At 33.7% G+C, this 15,724-nt stretch carries 19 protein-coding genes, 1 riboswitch and 1 other annotated feature; of the genes, 4 read left to right on the top strand and 15 right to left on the bottom strand.

The genetic code is table 11. The features are described 5' to 3' along the window. Positions 1 to 8: 8 nt before the first annotated feature. The 3 genes from pth to glmU are packed head-to-tail and all read right to left on the bottom strand — an operon-like array spanning position 9 to position 2,930. On the bottom strand, positions 9 to 578 hold the full coding sequence (gene pth / locus I6I93_RS06945; protein WP_112889951.1) for an aminoacyl-tRNA hydrolase: 570 nt from the start codon (positions 576 to 578) through the stop codon (positions 9 to 11). Between the two features lie 9 nt (positions 579 to 587). Next, positions 588 to 1,538 (bottom strand): ribose-phosphate diphosphokinase, encoded by a 951-nt coding sequence (locus tag I6I93_RS06940; RefSeq protein ID WP_112889950.1) that lies wholly within the window; start codon positions 1,536 to 1,538, stop codon positions 588 to 590. Positions 1,539 to 1,550: 12 nt separating this feature from the next. Next, entirely contained in the window at positions 1,551 to 2,930 is a 1,380-nt protein-coding gene (gene glmU / locus I6I93_RS06935) for a bifunctional UDP-N-acetylglucosamine diphosphorylase/glucosamine-1-phosphate N-acetyltransferase GlmU (protein WP_112889949.1), read from the bottom strand. Positions 2,931 to 3,765: 835 nt separating this feature from the next. On the opposite strand from glmU, the gene cysK reads away from it, so the two are divergent. The 3 genes from cysK (at position 3,766) to I6I93_RS06920 (ending at position 6,102) form a co-directional block, all read left to right on the top strand. Continuing rightward, positions 3,766 to 4,656, top strand: a complete 891-nt coding sequence (cysK, locus tag I6I93_RS06930) for a cysteine synthase A (protein ID WP_112889948.1) — start codon at positions 3,766 to 3,768, stop codon at positions 4,654 to 4,656. After that, the gene (gene epsC, locus I6I93_RS06925; RefSeq protein WP_112889947.1) at positions 4,649 to 5,200 is read left to right on the top strand and encodes a serine O-acetyltransferase EpsC; all 552 of its coding nucleotides are present in this window, start codon (positions 4,649 to 4,651) and stop codon (positions 5,198 to 5,200) included. Before cysK ends, epsC begins: the two co-directional genes overlap by 8 nt. A 71-nt stretch (positions 5,201 to 5,271) precedes the next feature. Beyond that, positions 5,272 to 6,102: a deoxyribonuclease IV gene (locus tag I6I93_RS06920; protein WP_112889946.1), complete on the top strand. Its 831-nt coding sequence runs from the start codon at positions 5,272 to 5,274 to the stop codon at positions 6,100 to 6,102. Positions 6,103 to 6,193: 91 nt separating this feature from the next. Here I6I93_RS06920 and I6I93_RS06915 read toward each other — a convergent pair whose 3' ends face one another. The 5 genes from I6I93_RS06915 to rplJ all read right to left on the bottom strand — a co-directional run bounded on the left by I6I93_RS06915 (position 6,194) and on the right by rplJ (position 9,599). Next, on the bottom strand, positions 6,194 to 7,339 hold the full coding sequence (locus I6I93_RS06915) for an aminotransferase class I/II-fold pyridoxal phosphate-dependent enzyme (protein ID WP_112889945.1): 1,146 nt from the start codon (positions 7,337 to 7,339) through the stop codon (positions 6,194 to 6,196). After that, positions 7,332 to 8,045, bottom strand: coding sequence for a 6-carboxyhexanoate--CoA ligase (locus I6I93_RS06910; RefSeq protein ID WP_112889944.1), 714 nt, complete (start codon positions 8,043 to 8,045; stop codon positions 7,332 to 7,334). The genes I6I93_RS06915 and I6I93_RS06910 overlap by 8 nt, the downstream gene beginning before the upstream one ends. Further along, complete coding sequence (locus I6I93_RS06905) at positions 8,042 to 8,524, bottom strand: hypothetical protein (RefSeq protein ID WP_112889943.1); 483 nt, start codon at positions 8,522 to 8,524, stop codon at positions 8,042 to 8,044. Before I6I93_RS06905 ends, I6I93_RS06910 begins: the two co-directional genes overlap by 4 nt. Before the next feature lie 101 nt (positions 8,525 to 8,625). Continuing rightward, positions 8,626 to 9,012 (bottom strand): 50S ribosomal protein L7/L12, encoded by a 387-nt coding sequence (gene rplL / locus I6I93_RS06900; RefSeq protein ID WP_070702425.1) that lies wholly within the window; start codon positions 9,010 to 9,012, stop codon positions 8,626 to 8,628. Between the two features lie 50 nt (positions 9,013 to 9,062). Further along, on the bottom strand, positions 9,063 to 9,599 hold the full coding sequence (rplJ, locus tag I6I93_RS06895) for a 50S ribosomal protein L10 (protein WP_070702423.1): 537 nt from the start codon (positions 9,597 to 9,599) through the stop codon (positions 9,063 to 9,065). A gap of 8 nt (positions 9,600 to 9,607) precedes the next feature. After that, positions 9,608 to 9,729, bottom strand: a sequence feature (ribosomal protein L10 leader region). Positions 9,730 to 10,294: 565 nt separating this feature from the next. After that, positions 10,295 to 10,382, top strand: a riboswitch (TPP riboswitch). A gap of 29 nt (positions 10,383 to 10,411) precedes the next feature. Here rplJ and thiT point away from each other — a divergent pair. Further along, positions 10,412 to 10,966, top strand: coding sequence for an energy-coupled thiamine transporter ThiT (gene thiT, locus I6I93_RS06890; RefSeq protein WP_112889942.1), 555 nt, complete (start codon positions 10,412 to 10,414; stop codon positions 10,964 to 10,966). A gap of 417 nt (positions 10,967 to 11,383) precedes the next feature. Here the strand turns inward: thiT and I6I93_RS06885 are convergent, their stop codons facing one another. The 7 genes from I6I93_RS06885 to I6I93_RS06855 form a co-directional block, all read right to left on the bottom strand. After that, complete coding sequence (locus I6I93_RS06885; protein WP_112889941.1) at positions 11,384 to 12,025, bottom strand: YitT family protein; 642 nt, start codon at positions 12,023 to 12,025, stop codon at positions 11,384 to 11,386. Positions 12,026 to 12,480: 455 nt separating this feature from the next. Beyond that, entirely contained in the window at positions 12,481 to 13,182 is a 702-nt protein-coding gene (gene rplA / locus I6I93_RS06880) for a 50S ribosomal protein L1 (RefSeq protein ID WP_070702415.1), read from the bottom strand. A 39-nt stretch (positions 13,183 to 13,221) separates the two neighbouring features. Continuing rightward, on the bottom strand, positions 13,222 to 13,647 hold the full coding sequence (gene rplK / locus I6I93_RS06875) for a 50S ribosomal protein L11 (protein WP_070702413.1): 426 nt from the start codon (positions 13,645 to 13,647) through the stop codon (positions 13,222 to 13,224). A gap of 47 nt (positions 13,648 to 13,694) precedes the next feature. Continuing rightward, entirely contained in the window at positions 13,695 to 14,237 is a 543-nt protein-coding gene (nusG, locus tag I6I93_RS06870) for a transcription termination/antitermination protein NusG (RefSeq protein ID WP_070702411.1), read from the bottom strand. 14 nt (positions 14,238 to 14,251) lie between these two features. Next, positions 14,252 to 14,467 (bottom strand): preprotein translocase subunit SecE, encoded by a 216-nt coding sequence (secE, locus tag I6I93_RS06865; RefSeq protein ID WP_005956279.1) that lies wholly within the window; start codon positions 14,465 to 14,467, stop codon positions 14,252 to 14,254. A gap of 9 nt (positions 14,468 to 14,476) precedes the next feature. Further along, positions 14,477 to 14,626: a 50S ribosomal protein L33 gene (gene rpmG / locus I6I93_RS06860; protein WP_070702409.1), complete on the bottom strand. Its 150-nt coding sequence runs from the start codon at positions 14,624 to 14,626 to the stop codon at positions 14,477 to 14,479. A 184-nt stretch (positions 14,627 to 14,810) separates the two neighbouring features. Next, positions 14,811 to 15,698: a CPBP family intramembrane glutamic endopeptidase gene (locus tag I6I93_RS06855; RefSeq protein ID WP_112889939.1), complete on the bottom strand. Its 888-nt coding sequence runs from the start codon at positions 15,696 to 15,698 to the stop codon at positions 14,811 to 14,813. Between the last annotated feature and the right edge of the window lie 26 nt (positions 15,699 to 15,724).

Below are 15,724 nucleotides of genomic sequence, written 5' to 3'. Positions count from 1 at the left end.
TTTTCACCTCAATAAATGTTGTTGTTATAAGAATTCATGGACTTGTCTATGCCAGAGTCCACTGCTTCAATTATGGCATCTGAACAAGCATCTATGGCATCTTCAATATGTTTTTTATCCTTTGATGGAAAATTAGACAGAACAAAACTTGCCAAATCTTCATTGGGATGTTTTTTACCAACACCAATTTTAAACCTGGCAAAATTTTTGCTTCCTGTTAAATTTACAATAGACTTAAGCCCATTGTGGGTTCCAGCCGATCCATTCTTCTTTATCTTTAGCTGGGCAAATTCAATGTCAATGTCGTCCACAACAACCATTAAGTCTTCTGGTTTTAATTTATAAAAATTTAAAATTTCTACAATTGATTCTCCGGAATTGTTCATAAAAGTATGGGGCTTTAGGAGAATGACCTTTTCTGATCCAATTCTCCCTTCACCTACAAGCCCCTTAAATTTAATCTTATTAACTTTTATATTAAGCTTATCCGCAAGGACATCAATTGTCGAGAAACCCACGTTGTGCCTAGTAGCTTCGTACTTCTTGCCGGGATTTCCCAGTCCTGCAATTATATACACTTAATCACCTTATTCAAACATTTCACTAACTGATTGTGATGTGTTGATCCTCTTAATTGCTGATGCAAAAATTGGAGCAACAGACACAATATCAATCTTATCTATTTTCTTTTCTTCTGGAAGTTCAATAGTATCTGTGATTACAAATTTTTCTAGAGATGAGTTTTCTAGTCTTTCAATAGCTGGGCCTGATAGCACTCCGTGAGTTGCAGCTCCATAAACTTTCTTTGCACCTCTAGATTTTAGTGCGTCAGCTGCCTTAGTAATAGTTCCAGCAGTATCAGCAATGTCGTCAACAAGTATAACTGACTTACCTTCAACATCACCAATAATATTCATAACTTCAGACACATTTGCCTTTGGTCTTCTCTTTTCAATAATGGCAATTGGAAGATTTAATTCATTGGCAAACTTCCTAGTTCTTGTAACTCCACCTAGGTCTGGAGAAACAACTACAAAGTCATCTTCATTAACAATATCCTTGAAGTATCTTGCAAGGTAAGGTACAGCAGTTAGGTGGTCAACTGGAATATCAAAGTAACCTTGGATTTGACCAGCGTGAAGGTCCATGGCAACAACCCTGTCAGCTCCTGCCTTAGTAATTAGGTTTGCAACAAGCTTTGAAGTGATAGGTTCTCTTGCCTTAGTCTTCCTGTCTTGTCTTGCATATCCGTAATAAGGGATAACTGCGTTGATCCTGCCTGCTGATGCCCTCTTTAGACCATCAATTAAAATTAAAAGTTCCATTAGGTTGTCATTAACTGGTGAAGAAGTTGATTGGATAACAAAAACATCCTTACCTCTTACAGAAATTCCAATATCAATTGAAATTTCTCCATCAGAAAATGTGGACACAGTACAAGCGCCCTTTTCAATTCCCATATTTTCACAAATTTTATCTACAAGACTAAGATTAGAATTTCCTGTAAATACTACAATATCTCCATTAACTGTGCTCATTTCCATGTCCTCCTATTTGATAAATCCTTTTCTCTCAACCCAACCATCTATATTTTTTTGAGGTGCTCTCTCAAGAGAAAGTTGACCCTTCAAAACATTTTTTGTAATCGTAGATCCAGCAGCAACATAGCCGTTGTCCTCTACTTCAATTGGTGCCACTAAATTTGCATTAGAACCAATAAAGGCATTGTCCCCAACCTTGGCTCTAAACTTGTCTCTTCCATCATAATTAACAAAGACTACTCCGCAGCCAATGTTAACTCCACTACCCACATCGGCATCGCCTATATAAGCAAGGTGACTCATCTTTGACCCGTCTCCAACATTGGAATTTTTAACCTCAACAAAATTTCCAATCTTACAATTTTCTCCAACATGAGAATTTGGTCTCAAGTGGGCGTAAGGTCCCACTGTAGTTCCTCTTCCTATAGAAGAATCTTCTATTTCAGAAGACCTAATAAGGACATCTTCTCCAATTGTTGAATTTTTTATTGTAGAAGAATAAATTTCTGCCCCTTCTTTTATAACAGACTTCTTGTCAATGCGAGTGCCTGGGTAAATCATGACATCTCTTTCAATTGTAGCCCCGTATTCAATATATGTGGACTTAGGATCAATTATCCCAACACCATTTATCATGTATTCCTTGTTAATCTTTTTTTGTAGGATTTCTGCTGCAATAGATAACTCGTATCTTGAATTAACTCCAAGGATTTCTCTTGTGTCCCTTAACTTAAAGGAGTCAACCCTCTTGCCTTCTTCAACAAGAATTCCAAGAGTATCAGTAATATACATCTCATTAGCTGCATTGTCAGTATCAATCTTTGAAAGAGCTGACTTTAGAGAAGAACCCTTAAAGGCAAAAATACCTGAATTAATTTCACGGATTAACTTTTGCTTTTCACTTGCGTCTTTTTCTTCTACTATTGCAACAACATTTGCATTTTCATCCCTGACAATCCTGCCGTAGTTTGTAGGATCCTTCATATCAGCAGACAAAACTGTTATATCATTATTTCTCTCTTCGTGATATTTCAAAAAGCATGAAATAGTTGAATTAGAAATAATAGGAGTATCTCCATTTAAAATAATAACTGTGTCATCATCATCTATCTTATCAAGAGCATTCATAACGGCATAGCCAGTGCCATAGGGCACGTCATCACCAATAGGTTGCTCAATAAATTCCACATCTTTTTCATCTTCAAAGGCCTCACAGACTTTTTCCTTGTTGTGTCCCACTACCACAAGATTCTTTTCAACTTGAGAGTGCTTGCAAGAATTTAGGACATAAAAAAGCATGGGTCTTCCAAGAATTTCATGAAGTACCTTTGGTTTTTTGGACTTCATTCTCGTTCCCTCTCCTGCTGCCAGGATAACTGAAACTTTCATAAAACACCTCTTTTTATTTACTGCTTACATTATAACTAAGATTGACTCTTATATTCAAGAAAATTTCACAATTAATTTATATTTCAGACTCTTGGAGAATATTTCCCTTATTTTTGTAAAAATAATTTAAAATTTTAAAATAATTGACTTGTTTTTAATAGACTAGAATTTTTTATTATCAAGTTTTATTTTAAGAATTAAATGAATCTTATGCACAATCGGACATTAGTTGTTTTTCAAACCGCCTTTAATTTTGCCTCATTGATATTTCCTTCAGGCCTATCTTAACAAGTTAACGACATGGCAAGAGTCTTCCCTTTACTTCTCATAATCAGACGTCAGCCTTAAATTAAAAACTTGTGGGAGTGCATAAAATGAACAAAAAAATCGGTTGTGCGTTAAAAATTTTCAACTGTTTGAGCTCGCGAAGCGAGTGAGTTTTGAAAATTTAGCATAACCGATTTTTTTGGACTTCCAGCGCGTGGGGTTCAAAGGGGTGGTTTAAGGAGGGGGAAAGGGGCCTCGCAACGCCCCTTAACCCCCTCCTTATATATGGATAAGACCGTAGGTATTAAATAATTTTCATTTTACACTTGACAAATAAAAATTATAATAGTATAGTCGAACCATATTGAAGAGGCGATAAAAATGAAAAACTTAAATAACTTTAAAAATTTCACAAGCCAAGCATTCTGTTGTTGTTCTATAAAAAATTTTATAGGACTTATTTGAATGTGAATCAATATTTTAAACTTTTTATTAGATATTAAGAAAGATTTTAAGAGTATATGATTTCATATACTCTTTTTTTTATGGATTTATTGGAGGAAAGAAAATGACAAAATTATTAGAGACAGTTGGACAATCAAAATTAGTACAATTAGAAAACATTGGTGGAGGAAAGATTTTTGTAAAGGTAGAAAAATCTAACCCAGCAGGATCAGTTAAGGACAGGGCTGCTCTTTACATGATCAAGGGTGCCATCGAAGACGGATCATTAAAGGAAGGCATGGAAATAGTTGAACCAACAAGTGGCAACACAGGCATCGCCATTGCCATGATTGGTCGTGCACTTGGTTACAAGGTAAATATTGTAATGCCAGAGTCTATGTCAATTGAAAGAAGAAGACTCATTGAAGCCTTTGGAGCTAAGCTAATCCTTACAGGAGAAGGTGGAATGCAAGCAGCTGTTGATAAGGCAAAAGAACTTGTAGCTACAGGTAACTACTTCATGCCAAACCAATTTGAAAATAAATACAATGCTGTGGCTCACGAAGAAACAACTGGCCCAGAAATTTATGAAGACCTAAAGGACATCTCAGGCTTTATAGCAGGAATTGGAACTGGCGGAACTGTAACAGGAGTTGGAAGATATTTAAAATCAAAGGATGAAAACATAAAAGTTTGGGGACTTGAACCAGATGAATCTCCACTTCTTACAAGAGGTCAAGCTGGCGGCCACAAGATTCAAGGGATTGGAGCAAACTTTGTGCCAGGAGTCCTAGATACAAAATTATTAGACAAGACAATCACAGTTAAGTCAGAAGAAGCAATAGAAATGGCAAGAAGACTTTCTCGTGAAGAGGGACTACTTGTTGGCATATCAGCTGGTGCCAATGTTGTAGGTGCACTAAAAATGCAAGAGGAGCTTGGTGGAAATATTGTCACAGTAGCACCTGATACAGCTGAAAGATATATGTCCACCGACCTTTTTAAGAATGACTAATTATTTCAAAAGGATTAAAGAATATGGGGAATTTATTTTATTAAAGGACCCAGCCTGTAAAAGTTTATTCGAAGCAATCTTTATGTATCCCATAGTTTCTTGCATGGTTAGGCACAGAATTGCCCACTACTTTTACCAAAAAGATCACACTACACTTGCAAGATGGATTTCACAAAGGGCCAGGAAGAAAACTGGGATTGAAATTCATCCTGGTGCCAAAATTGGCAAAAACCTCTTCATTGATCACGGCATGGCTGTGGTCATTGGAGAGACTGCCGAGATTGGGGACAACTGTCACATGTACCACAACATAACCCTTGGTGGAACAGGCAATGAAAAGGAAAAGAAAAGACACCCCACAGTAGGAAACAACGTCATAATTGGAACAGGAGCAACAGTCCTTGGTCCAGTAGTCATTGGCGAAGGAGCAAAAATTGGGGCAGGCGCCCTGGTACTTAAGGACATCCCTGCCAACTCAACTGCAGTGGGAGTTCCTGCTGAAGTAGTTAAATTTCACGACCCAAGTGAGAATAAGTTCCACTAAACTTTTTATAAAAAGTTTTTAAAAACTAAGAAAATTTTTTATATTATTAAATTTTATTTTATGGAGGTAATATGTTTAAAATAGGTCCCCATCTTTCTACATCAAGGGGCTACACCAATATGGGAAGAGATGCCCTAAAAATTTCTGCCACAACTTTTCAATTTTTCTCAAGAAACCCAAGAGGTTCCAAGATGAAGAAATTAGACGAAGAAGACATAAAAGGACTAATGGACCTTGCAAGAGAAAACAATTTTGGTCCCCTACTTGCCCATGCTCCCTACACCCTAAATCCCTGTTCATCAACAGAAAGTGTAAGAGAGTTTGCCAACCTAGTCTTGGCAGAAGACTTGGAAAGGCTCAGATACTTTGAAAACACCTACTACAACCTTCACCCAGGTTCCCACACAGGTCTTGGCATTGATGGGGCAATAGAAATAATTTCAGCCCAATTAAATTTAGTCTTAAGAGAAGACCAAGAGACCCTAGTCCTCCTTGAAACCATGTCAGGCAAGGGTACAGAAGTTGGATCAAAGTTTGAAGAAATTGGAAGAATAATAGAAGGAGTGAACTTAAAAGAAAAAGTTGGAGTCTGTCTGGATACCTGCCACGTCCACGAGGCCGGCTACGACATAATAGATGACCTAGATGGAGTCTTAGAAGAATTTGATAAATATATAGGTCTCGATAAACTCTACGCCATCCACCTAAACGACTCCAAAAACGAAAGAGGAGCCCACAAGGACAGACACGAAGTCATAGGCAAGGGAAAAATTGGCCTGGAAGCAATCGAGAGAATAATAAACCACGAAAAATTAAGAGACCTTCCCTTTTATCTTGAAACCCCCCAAGACCTAGAAGGCCACAAAAAAGAAATCGAACTCTTAAGAATCCTTCGCAAATAATATTTCAAAAATTAGTTATTAGTAAAACCATCCACAAATTAAAAATCAAAAAAGAAAAGAGAACTCACAGTCAAAAATGAGTTCTCTTTTTTTATTTAACAAATTCTTTTAATTTTTTCAAGAGAAAATCTAAATCTTCTTTACTGTGATTAGCCATAGGTGTTACTCTTAGAATTGCTTCATTTTTTGGAACTGCTGGAAATCTTATTATTGATAAAAATATTCCAGAATCCATTAGTTTCTTGAATATTTCCTGAGCTCTTTTTTCATTTCCCACTTTTATAGGAATTATATGAGAGTTTCCACCAATATCAAAATTATTTTCTTCCAGCTTTTTCTTTAAATATGAAACATTATCCTTCAACTTATTTATATTTTTCTTATTAGACTTAATATAATTTAAAGATTCTAAAATAATTAGGGTGTCAACAGGGCTTATAGAAGTCGAAAAAATAAATTCACGACTGGTGTTATAGAGGTACTTCCTCATTAAATTTGATGTCAAAAGAGCCGCACCACTTGCGCCCAAGGCTTTAGAAAATGTTACAAGCATTACATCAGGATAAGTTTTATATATTTCTGTTATTCCTTTTCCATTTTCTCCTAAAATACCAAATCCATGTGCATCGTCAACATATGTCAAAGCTTTATACTTTTCTCCTAATCTACAAAACTCATCAAGAGGCAGAATATCTCCATCCATGCTAAAAACACCATCAGAAACTAAAACTTTATTTCTATTAGGATATTTTTTTAATTTTTCTTCTAAATCTTTAAAGTCCAAATGCTTATAAACTTCTACTTTAGATTTGCTTAATCTAATCCCATCTATTATAGATGCATGATTTTTTTCATCAGAAAATACAATAGTTTCATCATCACATACTGAAGTTAAAAATCCAAGGTTAGCCATGAAACCACTTGAGTATACAAGGCTATTTTCATATCCAATAAACTCAGCAAGATTTCTTTCCAAATCTTTGTGAACTTTGTGGCTTCCAGTTGTTAGTCTAGAGCCTCCACTGCCAAGACCAATACTGTCCATTCTTTTCTTTACTTTTTCTAAAATTTCTTTATTTTCTCCAAGTGAAAGATAATTGCTTGAGGAAAATAAAAGATATTCCTTTGAATCAATCATACTTTGTGCCAGTTGGGGACTTTCAAAAATTCTTTCTTCTCTTATAAGATGTTCTTTTTCAAGTTTTTGTAGTTTTTCTTTTATATAAATACTATTCATGTACTATCACCAACTGATTTTTCAAATAATCTATAGTATTCTCAATTGTGTCAAGGCGAGGATCATAGAGAAAAACTCTTCCACCATTTAAATCTCCTCTCTCCTTTAACTTTGTAATTCTAATATACTCCTTTTTATTGGCTAGGTATCCAGTGACATAATCAGGATCATCTGAAATGCAAACCTCTCCGATTATTGCCTTTGCATTTAAGGTTTTTGTTGCAAGACAAAGAGCTTCTTTAAAATGGTTTTTATTGGAGATATCTCTCCTGCTAGCAAAATCCATATTTGTTACTCTGACTCCCTTGTCTAAGTCGCCTTCCATTCTTTCTAGGCTTAAAATATTTAAAATTATAGCTCCCCTCATATTTTTCGTATTAATTAACAAGTCTATAACTATTTGAGGATTCTCTATCCCCATAGAATTCAAAAGTTTTTCCATTACTACAAGTCCCTCTTCTTTTGTATCCACTTCTATAGTCTTAGTCTTTAAAGCCCTTATGTTTATTATGTCCTCTTCTCTAACTTTATTTATTTTTATATTCACAAAATCTGCTTGGCCTCTTGAATGATTTAATCCTCTTGATGCAAGACTGTTTATTATATTTAAAAGATCCTCTTCATCAACTATACTTTCAGCCCCACCAATATGTAAGTTCTCTTTATTATTATTTTTAGATGCTCTCATCTTAACACTATACTTCAAATTCTTTCCTCCAAAATATTATATGTTAACAATCTTTCATAAATTTTTTCATAAAATAACTTTGCTAATACACCACTGATTATCATACCTGGAAGGACAGGTATCAAAAGGCTTATAAGTGGTAGTCCTAATAATTTTGATAAAACTATTCTCGATAGACTTGTCCCAAAAGAAGATGCAAATAATAGGCAAAAGTTTTTATTCTTTATTAGCAGTATAAAGACAAGTACACCTATCCTAAAAACCAAGGCCACAATAATTCCATAAATATTTGATATACCCGTAAAAAAAGATAAAAAGGATCCTATTAAGCCAGCTAAAATATAAATTTTGGGATCAAATGTCATTGAAATTAGTACTGAAATTGGTGCAGACATTTGAAATTCTGCACCTTGAAAAATACTTGGAATTTTTATAAGACTTGTTAAAAAAATTATAGTCCCAAGAATTGGTATAAGAGTTAGTTCTTTAATTTTCATTTGTTATCCTTGTATTGTTTTAAGTTGACTATGTATCTATAAAAAAACTGCCCCGTCTGGGACAGTTCTTTTAAATTCTTATAAAATTTAACTAAGTTAAATTATTTTACTTCTACAGTTGCTCCAACTTCTTCAAGTTTAGCTTTGATTTCTTCAGCTTCTTCTTTTGAAGCGCCTTCTTTAACTGCCTTAGGAGCTCCGTCTACAACTGCTTTTGCATCTTTAAGTCCAAGTCCAGTAATGTCTTTTACAACTTTGATTACTTTAACTTTTTCTTGTCCTGCTTCAGCAAGGATTACATCGAAGTCAGTTTTTTCTTCAGCTGCTGCTGCAGGAGCTGCGCCACCTGCTGCTGGAGCTGCTGCAACTGCTGCTGGAGCTGCTGCTGATACTCCGAATTCTTCTTCTAGAGCTTTAACTACTTCTGAAAGTTCTAATACTGTAAGTTCTTTAACTTGTTCAATTAATTGTTCTACTTTTTCTGACATTTTATTCCTCCGTAAATTTAAATAATAATTTTTCTTAATTTTCTAGCAAATTAAGCTGCTTCGTTTTCTTTCTTGTCTGCGATTTGTGCAATAACTCTTGCAAAACCTGATAATGTACCATTTAGTACATTTGCGAATCCTTGGATTGGAGCGTTTAAGCCGCCAAGTACTTGTGCAACAAGAACTTCCTTGGATGGTAATTTAGCAAGTGCGTCGATTTCTGGAAGTGATAATACTTTTCCATCAACATATCCTGCTTTAATTTCTAATGCTTCATGATCTTCTGCAAACTCTGATGAAATTTTTGCAGCTGATGCTGGGTCTTCCATACCAAATGCAACGGCACTTGGTCCCTTTAGAAAGTCTTCTAAACCTTCAACACCTAACTCTTCAAAAGCACGTCTCATCATTGTGTTTTTGTAAACCTTGTAATCAACATTTGCTTCTCTATACTTAGCTCTAAGTTCAGTTACTTCTTCAACTGTTAGACCTCTGTAGTTTACAAGAACGATAGATTGTGCTCCTTGAATTTTCTCTTTAATTTCATCTACTAGGGCTTGTTTTGATTGTAGTTTTTCTTCTTTCAATTTGTCACCCCCAAAATAAAAAAATCTCACGCCGCCGTGAGATGTGAAAATCAAATAAATCCGAATTTCAAACCTCGGTAGGATTTATGGCAGGGCCACCTACTGTCTGCGGCTTAGTAACATAAGTATTATATATAGTCTTTAGTTTTTTGTCAATGCTTATTTACATTTATTTTAAATTTCTTTCTTTATTTTTATTTTATTCTTATGTCCTAGTTATTATATAGGATTGGATTAGATTTTTAAAGTTTTCATCTATCTTCATAGCCTATAAAGTTTTATTTAAGACCCTTGTATAAAATTTTCTCTTATTTATAATGTACTTTAATCTTTAAAAAATATTCTTAAGGCATAATTTTTCATTAAATTATAAAAATTTATGAACTCATAAAATATTGCAAGTTAATAATTTTTTATTAAGTCATAATTAATTGTGAAGTCACAATTATTTCTTAAGTCATAGTTTTTTATTAAGTCACCATTAAGTTTTTAGTCCCAATTAATTCTTAAGTAACAATTACTTGTGAAGTCATATTTAATTCTTAGGTCTTAAAAATTTTACAAATCATTTATATTTTACATCTCACTAATTTTAAATTTTTACCCTTATCTCAAAACTTGTATTAAAAAGAAACCAAAACTTTATTAACCTTATCTCTTTTCCTTTACAATATATTTTCCTTATCTTATAATGTTATTTGCACTAGGGGTGCCAGAAGGCTGAGATTATACCCTTTAACCAATCAAGGTAATGCTTGCGGAGGGAAGTGTCTAAACCTCTTTAAGTATTTGTGCAAAGGAGGTATTTTTTTATGCAAAAAACAAATAAAAATTGGACAACAAAAATGTTAGTTGAGGGAGCCGTTTGTATAGCTCTTGCTCTTATTCTTCGTACTGTTAAACTCTATCAGCTGCCTAATGGTGGATCTATTACTCCTGGCAAGATGATTCCACTAATTATTTTTGCCCTAAGGTATGGACCAGTAAAAGGCTTTGTTGTAGGTGCAGTTTACGGTGTCATGTCTATTATTCTTGGCGGCAGTGTTTATCACCCAGTCCAAGCTATATTAGACTATCCTTTGGCCTACGGTCTTCTTGGACTTGCAGGACTCTATAAGGATGAGTTTGAGAAAACTAACTCTATTAAGACAATCCTACTTGGATCTCTTGTAGGAATCCTAGGCAGATTTGTTTGTCACGTCCTATCAGGTGTCATTTTCTTCAAGGAATTCACACCTGCTGGTATGAACTCTTGGGTTTATTCAATAACTTACAACGCATCATTCTTATCAGTTGATTTTGCCGTTACAGTTTTTGTAATATTCCTACTAAGAAAGTTCTTAACTCGTGACTTACAAAAGCTATAAAATTTTATATTAAAAAAGGACCTAAGTTTATAAACTTAAATCCTAAAAAAACCCCTCGCTTCATAAGAAGTTAAGGGGTTTATTTATATTTACTGTTTTATTTTTAATAATATTTTAAAATATTTTCTCAACTTTTGACTTTATTATTCCTACATAATAGATTTTAAGAATTTTTTAGAGCTGCGAATTTGAAAAATTCTTTTTTTATAATCTTATCTACACTCTCACAGACATTTCAACTTTTAAGACTTAATTTTTCATAGATTCTAAACCCAAAAGAAATTCGGCGTCTTAATTCTTTACAATAAAAAATAGTGCAAGATAGAAATTACTTCCAATCATGCACTATTTATGTTATTAAAAGTAGTCAAGCCACTTTTTTATATAAACTTGGAAAACTCTCATTTAAAATAAATTTTAAATGGAAAGATTTGTTTTTTCCACCGGGCTACTAGGATTAATCTCAAATTGACCTACTAAAACAGATGATACTGTTGTGGTAATTAGTGAGTAAATTAATCTAGTGAATGGAATATAAGTTAAGGACATTACTAAGACTATTACGTCCATTAGTAAGTAGGCGTAAGAAATATTCATCTTAGTCTTGTTTGACACTACAAGGGCCAGGGCATCGTCTCCACCTGTGGCTCCTCCTTGAGATACTACAAGTCCACAACCTAGTCCAATTCCAATACCTCCAACTATAGCTGCCAAAAGTGGATAGCTGTAAAGATTAGGGAGTATTGGTCCCATAATGGAAAATATTTTATAAAAAACGGCAAATAATATAGAAGCTAATAAAGTCTTTCTTAAAAATGCCTTTCCAAAAATATTTATTCCAATAATTATACAAATCGCATCCATTATTAAACTTAGGATCGATGGGTTTATACCAAGGGTCCTATAAAATAATATTGCCAGTCCTAGGATTCCACCTTCTGTAATTTGAGATGGGATATGAATGTTTACAACTGTAAAAGCCTCAATCATAGATCCTAAAATAATACTAATTAATCCTGCTCTTGTTAATTTTAACCAAGTCAGCTTTTGATTTAGCATTTTAACACCTCCTTAATATTTTGCAATATTAGAAGGGTATCCAACCAACAAAAAAAGACTGCTGTCGGTCGTAAGGATAACCTTCGTACTTTTGCAATCTCGTGGTGTTGATGCTTTTTATTTGCTGATTTTTTCTTGTAAAAACTCTGAGCATAATAGTTACTTTTTCGCTTTTTATCTGCCACATCAGGCATATAAAAGGCTCTTAGTCGTAAACTTTAGCATCAGATAAAAACTACCTGAAAATTTCGGTAACCACCGTAAAATACTTAAATCAACTTCAATATTATAAGTTTTTATTCTACAAATTGCAAGTATTTTTAGAAAATAAAACCCCTTAATTTTTTACTATTTTTTTATTTCTCATAAAAAAAGACCTAAGTTTACAAACTTAAGTCCTAAAAAAACCCCTCGCTTCATGAGAAGTTGAGGGGTTTTATTTATCTTAGGTGTTTTTATTTTTCCATTAATTTTGAACCATTTACTTTGATTCCAGGTCCCATTGTTGATGAAACTGTTACTGATTTTAAATAACGACCCTTAGCAGCTGCTGGTCTTGCTTTAATAATAGCATCTGCAATTGTCTTGAAGTTTTCAGCAAGTTTGTCAGCTCCGAAAGAAACTTTTCCGATTGGAACGTTGATAATAGCAGCCTTGTCAACTCTATATTCAACCTTACCAGCCTTGATTTCTTTTACAGCTTGTTCTACATCAAATGTAACTGTACCTGATTTAGGGTTTGGCATAAGTCCCTTTGGTCCAAGAACTCTACCGATTTTACCAACTACGCCCATCATATCTGGAGTTGCAATAATTACGTCAAATCCAAACCAGTTTTCGTTTTGGATTTTTTCAACTAATTCTTCTCCGCCAGCGAAGTCAGCACCAGCTGCTTCAGCTTCCTTAATCTTGTCTCCCTTAGCAAGAACAAGTACCTTAACTTCTTTACCTGTTCCGTTAGGAAGTACTACAGTACCTCTAACTTGTTGGTCAGCGTGTCTTGGATCTACACCAAGTCTCACTGCAAGTTCTACTGTTTCGTCAAAGTTTGCCTTAGCAGTTTTTGTAACTAAGTCAAGAGCTTCATTAACATCATATAAATTCGATCTATCTACAAGCTTAGCGCTTTCTTGATATTTTTTACCTCTTTTTGGCATATTTACCTCCTTCGTGGTACCTACGGCTCAGCCTCCCACTTATCTTTCTACTTCTATACCCATACTTCTAGCTGTACCAGCGATCAATTCAACAGCTGCTTCTAAGTTTGCTGCGTTAAGATCTGGCATCTTAGTTTTAGCTATATCTTCAACTTGTGCCTTTGTTAGCTTTCCAACTTTTTTCTTGTTAGGTTCACCACTAGCTTTTGGCAAATTAAGAGCTTTCTTAATAAGCACTGCTGCTGGTGGAGTCTTAGTGATAAAAGTGAAAGAACGATCTTGATAAACTGTAAGAACAACAGGGATAATCATACCTGCTTGATCTTGAGTCTTTGCGTTAAATTCCTTTGTGAACTGCATGATGTTTACACCATGAGGTCCTAGTGCTGTACCAACTGGTGGAGCTGGTGTAGCTTTTCCTGCAGGAATTTGTAATTTTACTAATGCTATGACTTTTTTTGCCATTTTATTTCCTCCTTGTGGTAATGCGGGTTTACCCTCCCACACATCTCTTACTCTTTAATAATTTGATTGAAATCCAATTCAACTATTGTATCCCTTCCAAACATGGAGATACAAACTTTAACTTTTTCCTTGTCGTAATTGAAGTCGTCAATTTTACCCACCAAGTCTTTGAAGGGTCCATTTATAACCTTGACTAACTCCCCTATCTCGTAATTATCGAATAACTCTTTGTTATCAGTAACTCCAAGTAGTAACACTTCTTCATCAGTTAGGGGTACAGGCTTAGATGCAGGTCCAACGAAACCAGTTACACCTCTTGTATTTCTTACAAGATACCAAGTTTCGTCATTCATAATCATGTTTACAAGGACATAAGATGGGAACATCTTTCTTTCCTTTGCCTTGGACACGCCATCTTTTGTTTCCACATAGTCTTCCATAGGAATCCTAATGTCGAAGATGACATCTTCCATGCCACGATTGTGAACCATAGCTTCCATATTTGCCTTTACCTTTTTTTCATAACCTGAATAAGTGTGTATTACATACCATTTTGAAGCTTCATTGTTGTTAAGCTCTTGTGTATCCAACTATAACACTCCAATCAATAAATAAAACCAAATAAAAACATTATGATCTTATCATATGCTAGTAATAGTAGTGATGACAAAATAACTGCCACGATTACTATAATAGAATATTTGATTACAGTATCCTTAGTAGGCCATACAACTTTTTTGAATTCAGATTTCACACCTCTAAAATATCTACCTAGACCGCCTTTTTTCTCTTCAGTCTTAGGTGTAGTTTTAGTAGCCATAAATCCTCCTTACTTAGTTTCCTTATGTGTTGTATGTTCTTTACAGAATTTACAATACTTTTTAAGTTCCAATCTTTCAGTAGTATTCTTTTTGTTCTTATATGTCACATAATTTCTGTTTTTACATTCTGTGCACTCAAGTACTACTCTATCTGCCATAAAAACACCTCCAGTGCTAAAAAAAAGAGCCGCCTTTGGCTCCTCCTAATTTACTCAACAATATTATCACATAAGACTTCTTTTGTAAAGATATTTATTGTAAATTTTCTCTATTTTTTAAGCTTTTGTCCCATTAAAGTTTCCTAACAAAAAAATGATTTTTTATACTCAAAAAATTAAATTCTTAGATATATTTTTGTAGAAAAATAAAGAATCTAAAAAGAAGCCCTATATTAAGTGGGAATATCTTTATAAGTTCAGGTAAATATCTAATCTCCTGCAATACTTTTTTAATAGTTTCCTTTTCCCTTTGACTAAAAGTAGCTACATATTTTTTATTTAACAAAAATTGTCCAAAAATTAAAATAATCCCCAAAAGTAGACTTATAAATCCTGTCATCTTATTTATTTGTGCCAATTCAATATTCTTTTCCATAAAAAGATTTTGACAAAATACCGCAATCCTCATGGATATTGTTGAATTTAAAAAATAGTGAATTATTACAGTACAAGTGATGTTTTCTGTTATTGCATAAATAATTCCTAATGCAATACCAAATAAAAAACCTGATTTATATTTTCCGTAATGAAATAGTCCAAAAACTATTGCCATAACTAGGATTCCATAATCTCTTGAGACGTTCATTAACTTCCTTTGTACTATATATCTAAAGATATACTCTTCAAATAATACAAATAATATCATTGTAATGCTTACATATAAATCAATAGAACTAGTGGAATCATTGCTCATTTCTTGTAAAGCATCCAAATTTGTTGTTAAAATAATAATTCCCTGATAAATAAAAACATATTTTAAAAATAAAATTAACTCTTGTACTTTTATTTCTTTTATTCCCTTGATTAAATCTTTAAAAAAATCCCTAATATGGATACCAAATAAACAACTAAATCCAATAAAAATTGAAATAGGATTTAAAAGAGACCTAAATACAAAAAAAGAGTATGAAGTTCCTTTAAATTTAACTGATGCCAAAAAAACAAAAATAATAAAAGAAACTATTACTGCATATCCAATTTTTTCTAAAATTTTTTTCCTATCTAAATTCATTGTATAATCTCCTTTTTTATTTTTTT

Origin of the sequence: Peptoniphilus harei (assembly GCF_016726485.1) — a bacterium.
GTDB classification, from domain to species: Bacteria; Bacillota; Clostridia; order Tissierellales; family Peptoniphilaceae; genus Peptoniphilus_A; species Peptoniphilus_A harei.
The sequence above is the reverse complement of the archived record's forward strand: the minus strand, read 5'-3'. Positions and strand labels throughout refer to the sequence as shown.

Coding starts and splice junctions, on each gene's coding strand:
- rplL (WP_070702425.1), bottom strand. CDS start 9,012: ATGTCAGAAAAAGTAGAACAATTAATTGAACAAGTTAAAGAACTTACA.
- thiT (WP_112889942.1), top strand. CDS start 10,412: ATGCAAAAAACAAATAAAAATTGGACAACAAAAATGTTAGTTGAGGGA.
- I6I93_RS06905 (WP_112889943.1), bottom strand. CDS start 8,524: ATGAAAATTAAAGAACTAACTCTTATACCAATTCTTGGGACTATAATT.
- glmU (WP_112889949.1), bottom strand. CDS start 2,930: ATGAAAGTTTCAGTTATCCTGGCAGCAGGAGAGGGAACGAGAATGAAG.
- epsC (WP_112889947.1), top strand. CDS start 4,649: ATGACTAATTATTTCAAAAGGATTAAAGAATATGGGGAATTTATTTTA.
- I6I93_RS06940 (WP_112889950.1), bottom strand. CDS start 1,538: ATGAGCACAGTTAATGGAGATATTGTAGTATTTACAGGAAATTCTAAT.
- I6I93_RS06885 (WP_112889941.1), bottom strand. CDS start 12,025: ATGCTAAATCAAAAGCTGACTTGGTTAAAATTAACAAGAGCAGGATTA.
- rpmG (WP_070702409.1), bottom strand. CDS start 14,626: ATGGCAGATAGAGTAGTACTTGAGTGCACAGAATGTAAAAACAGAAAT.
- I6I93_RS06915 (WP_112889945.1), bottom strand. CDS start 7,339: ATGAATAGTATTTATATAAAAGAAAAACTACAAAAACTTGAAAAAGAA.
- secE (WP_005956279.1), bottom strand. CDS start 14,467: ATGGCTACTAAAACTACACCTAAGACTGAAGAGAAAAAAGGCGGTCTA.
- cysK (WP_112889948.1), top strand. CDS start 3,766: ATGACAAAATTATTAGAGACAGTTGGACAATCAAAATTAGTACAATTA.
- rplA (WP_070702415.1), bottom strand. CDS start 13,182: ATGCCAAAAAGAGGTAAAAAATATCAAGAAAGCGCTAAGCTTGTAGAT.
- I6I93_RS06855 (WP_112889939.1), bottom strand. CDS start 15,698: ATGAATTTAGATAGGAAAAAAATTTTAGAAAAAATTGGATATGCAGTA.
- I6I93_RS06920 (WP_112889946.1), top strand. CDS start 5,272: ATGTTTAAAATAGGTCCCCATCTTTCTACATCAAGGGGCTACACCAAT.
- rplK (WP_070702413.1), bottom strand. CDS start 13,647: ATGGCAAAAAAAGTCATAGCATTAGTAAAATTACAAATTCCTGCAGGA.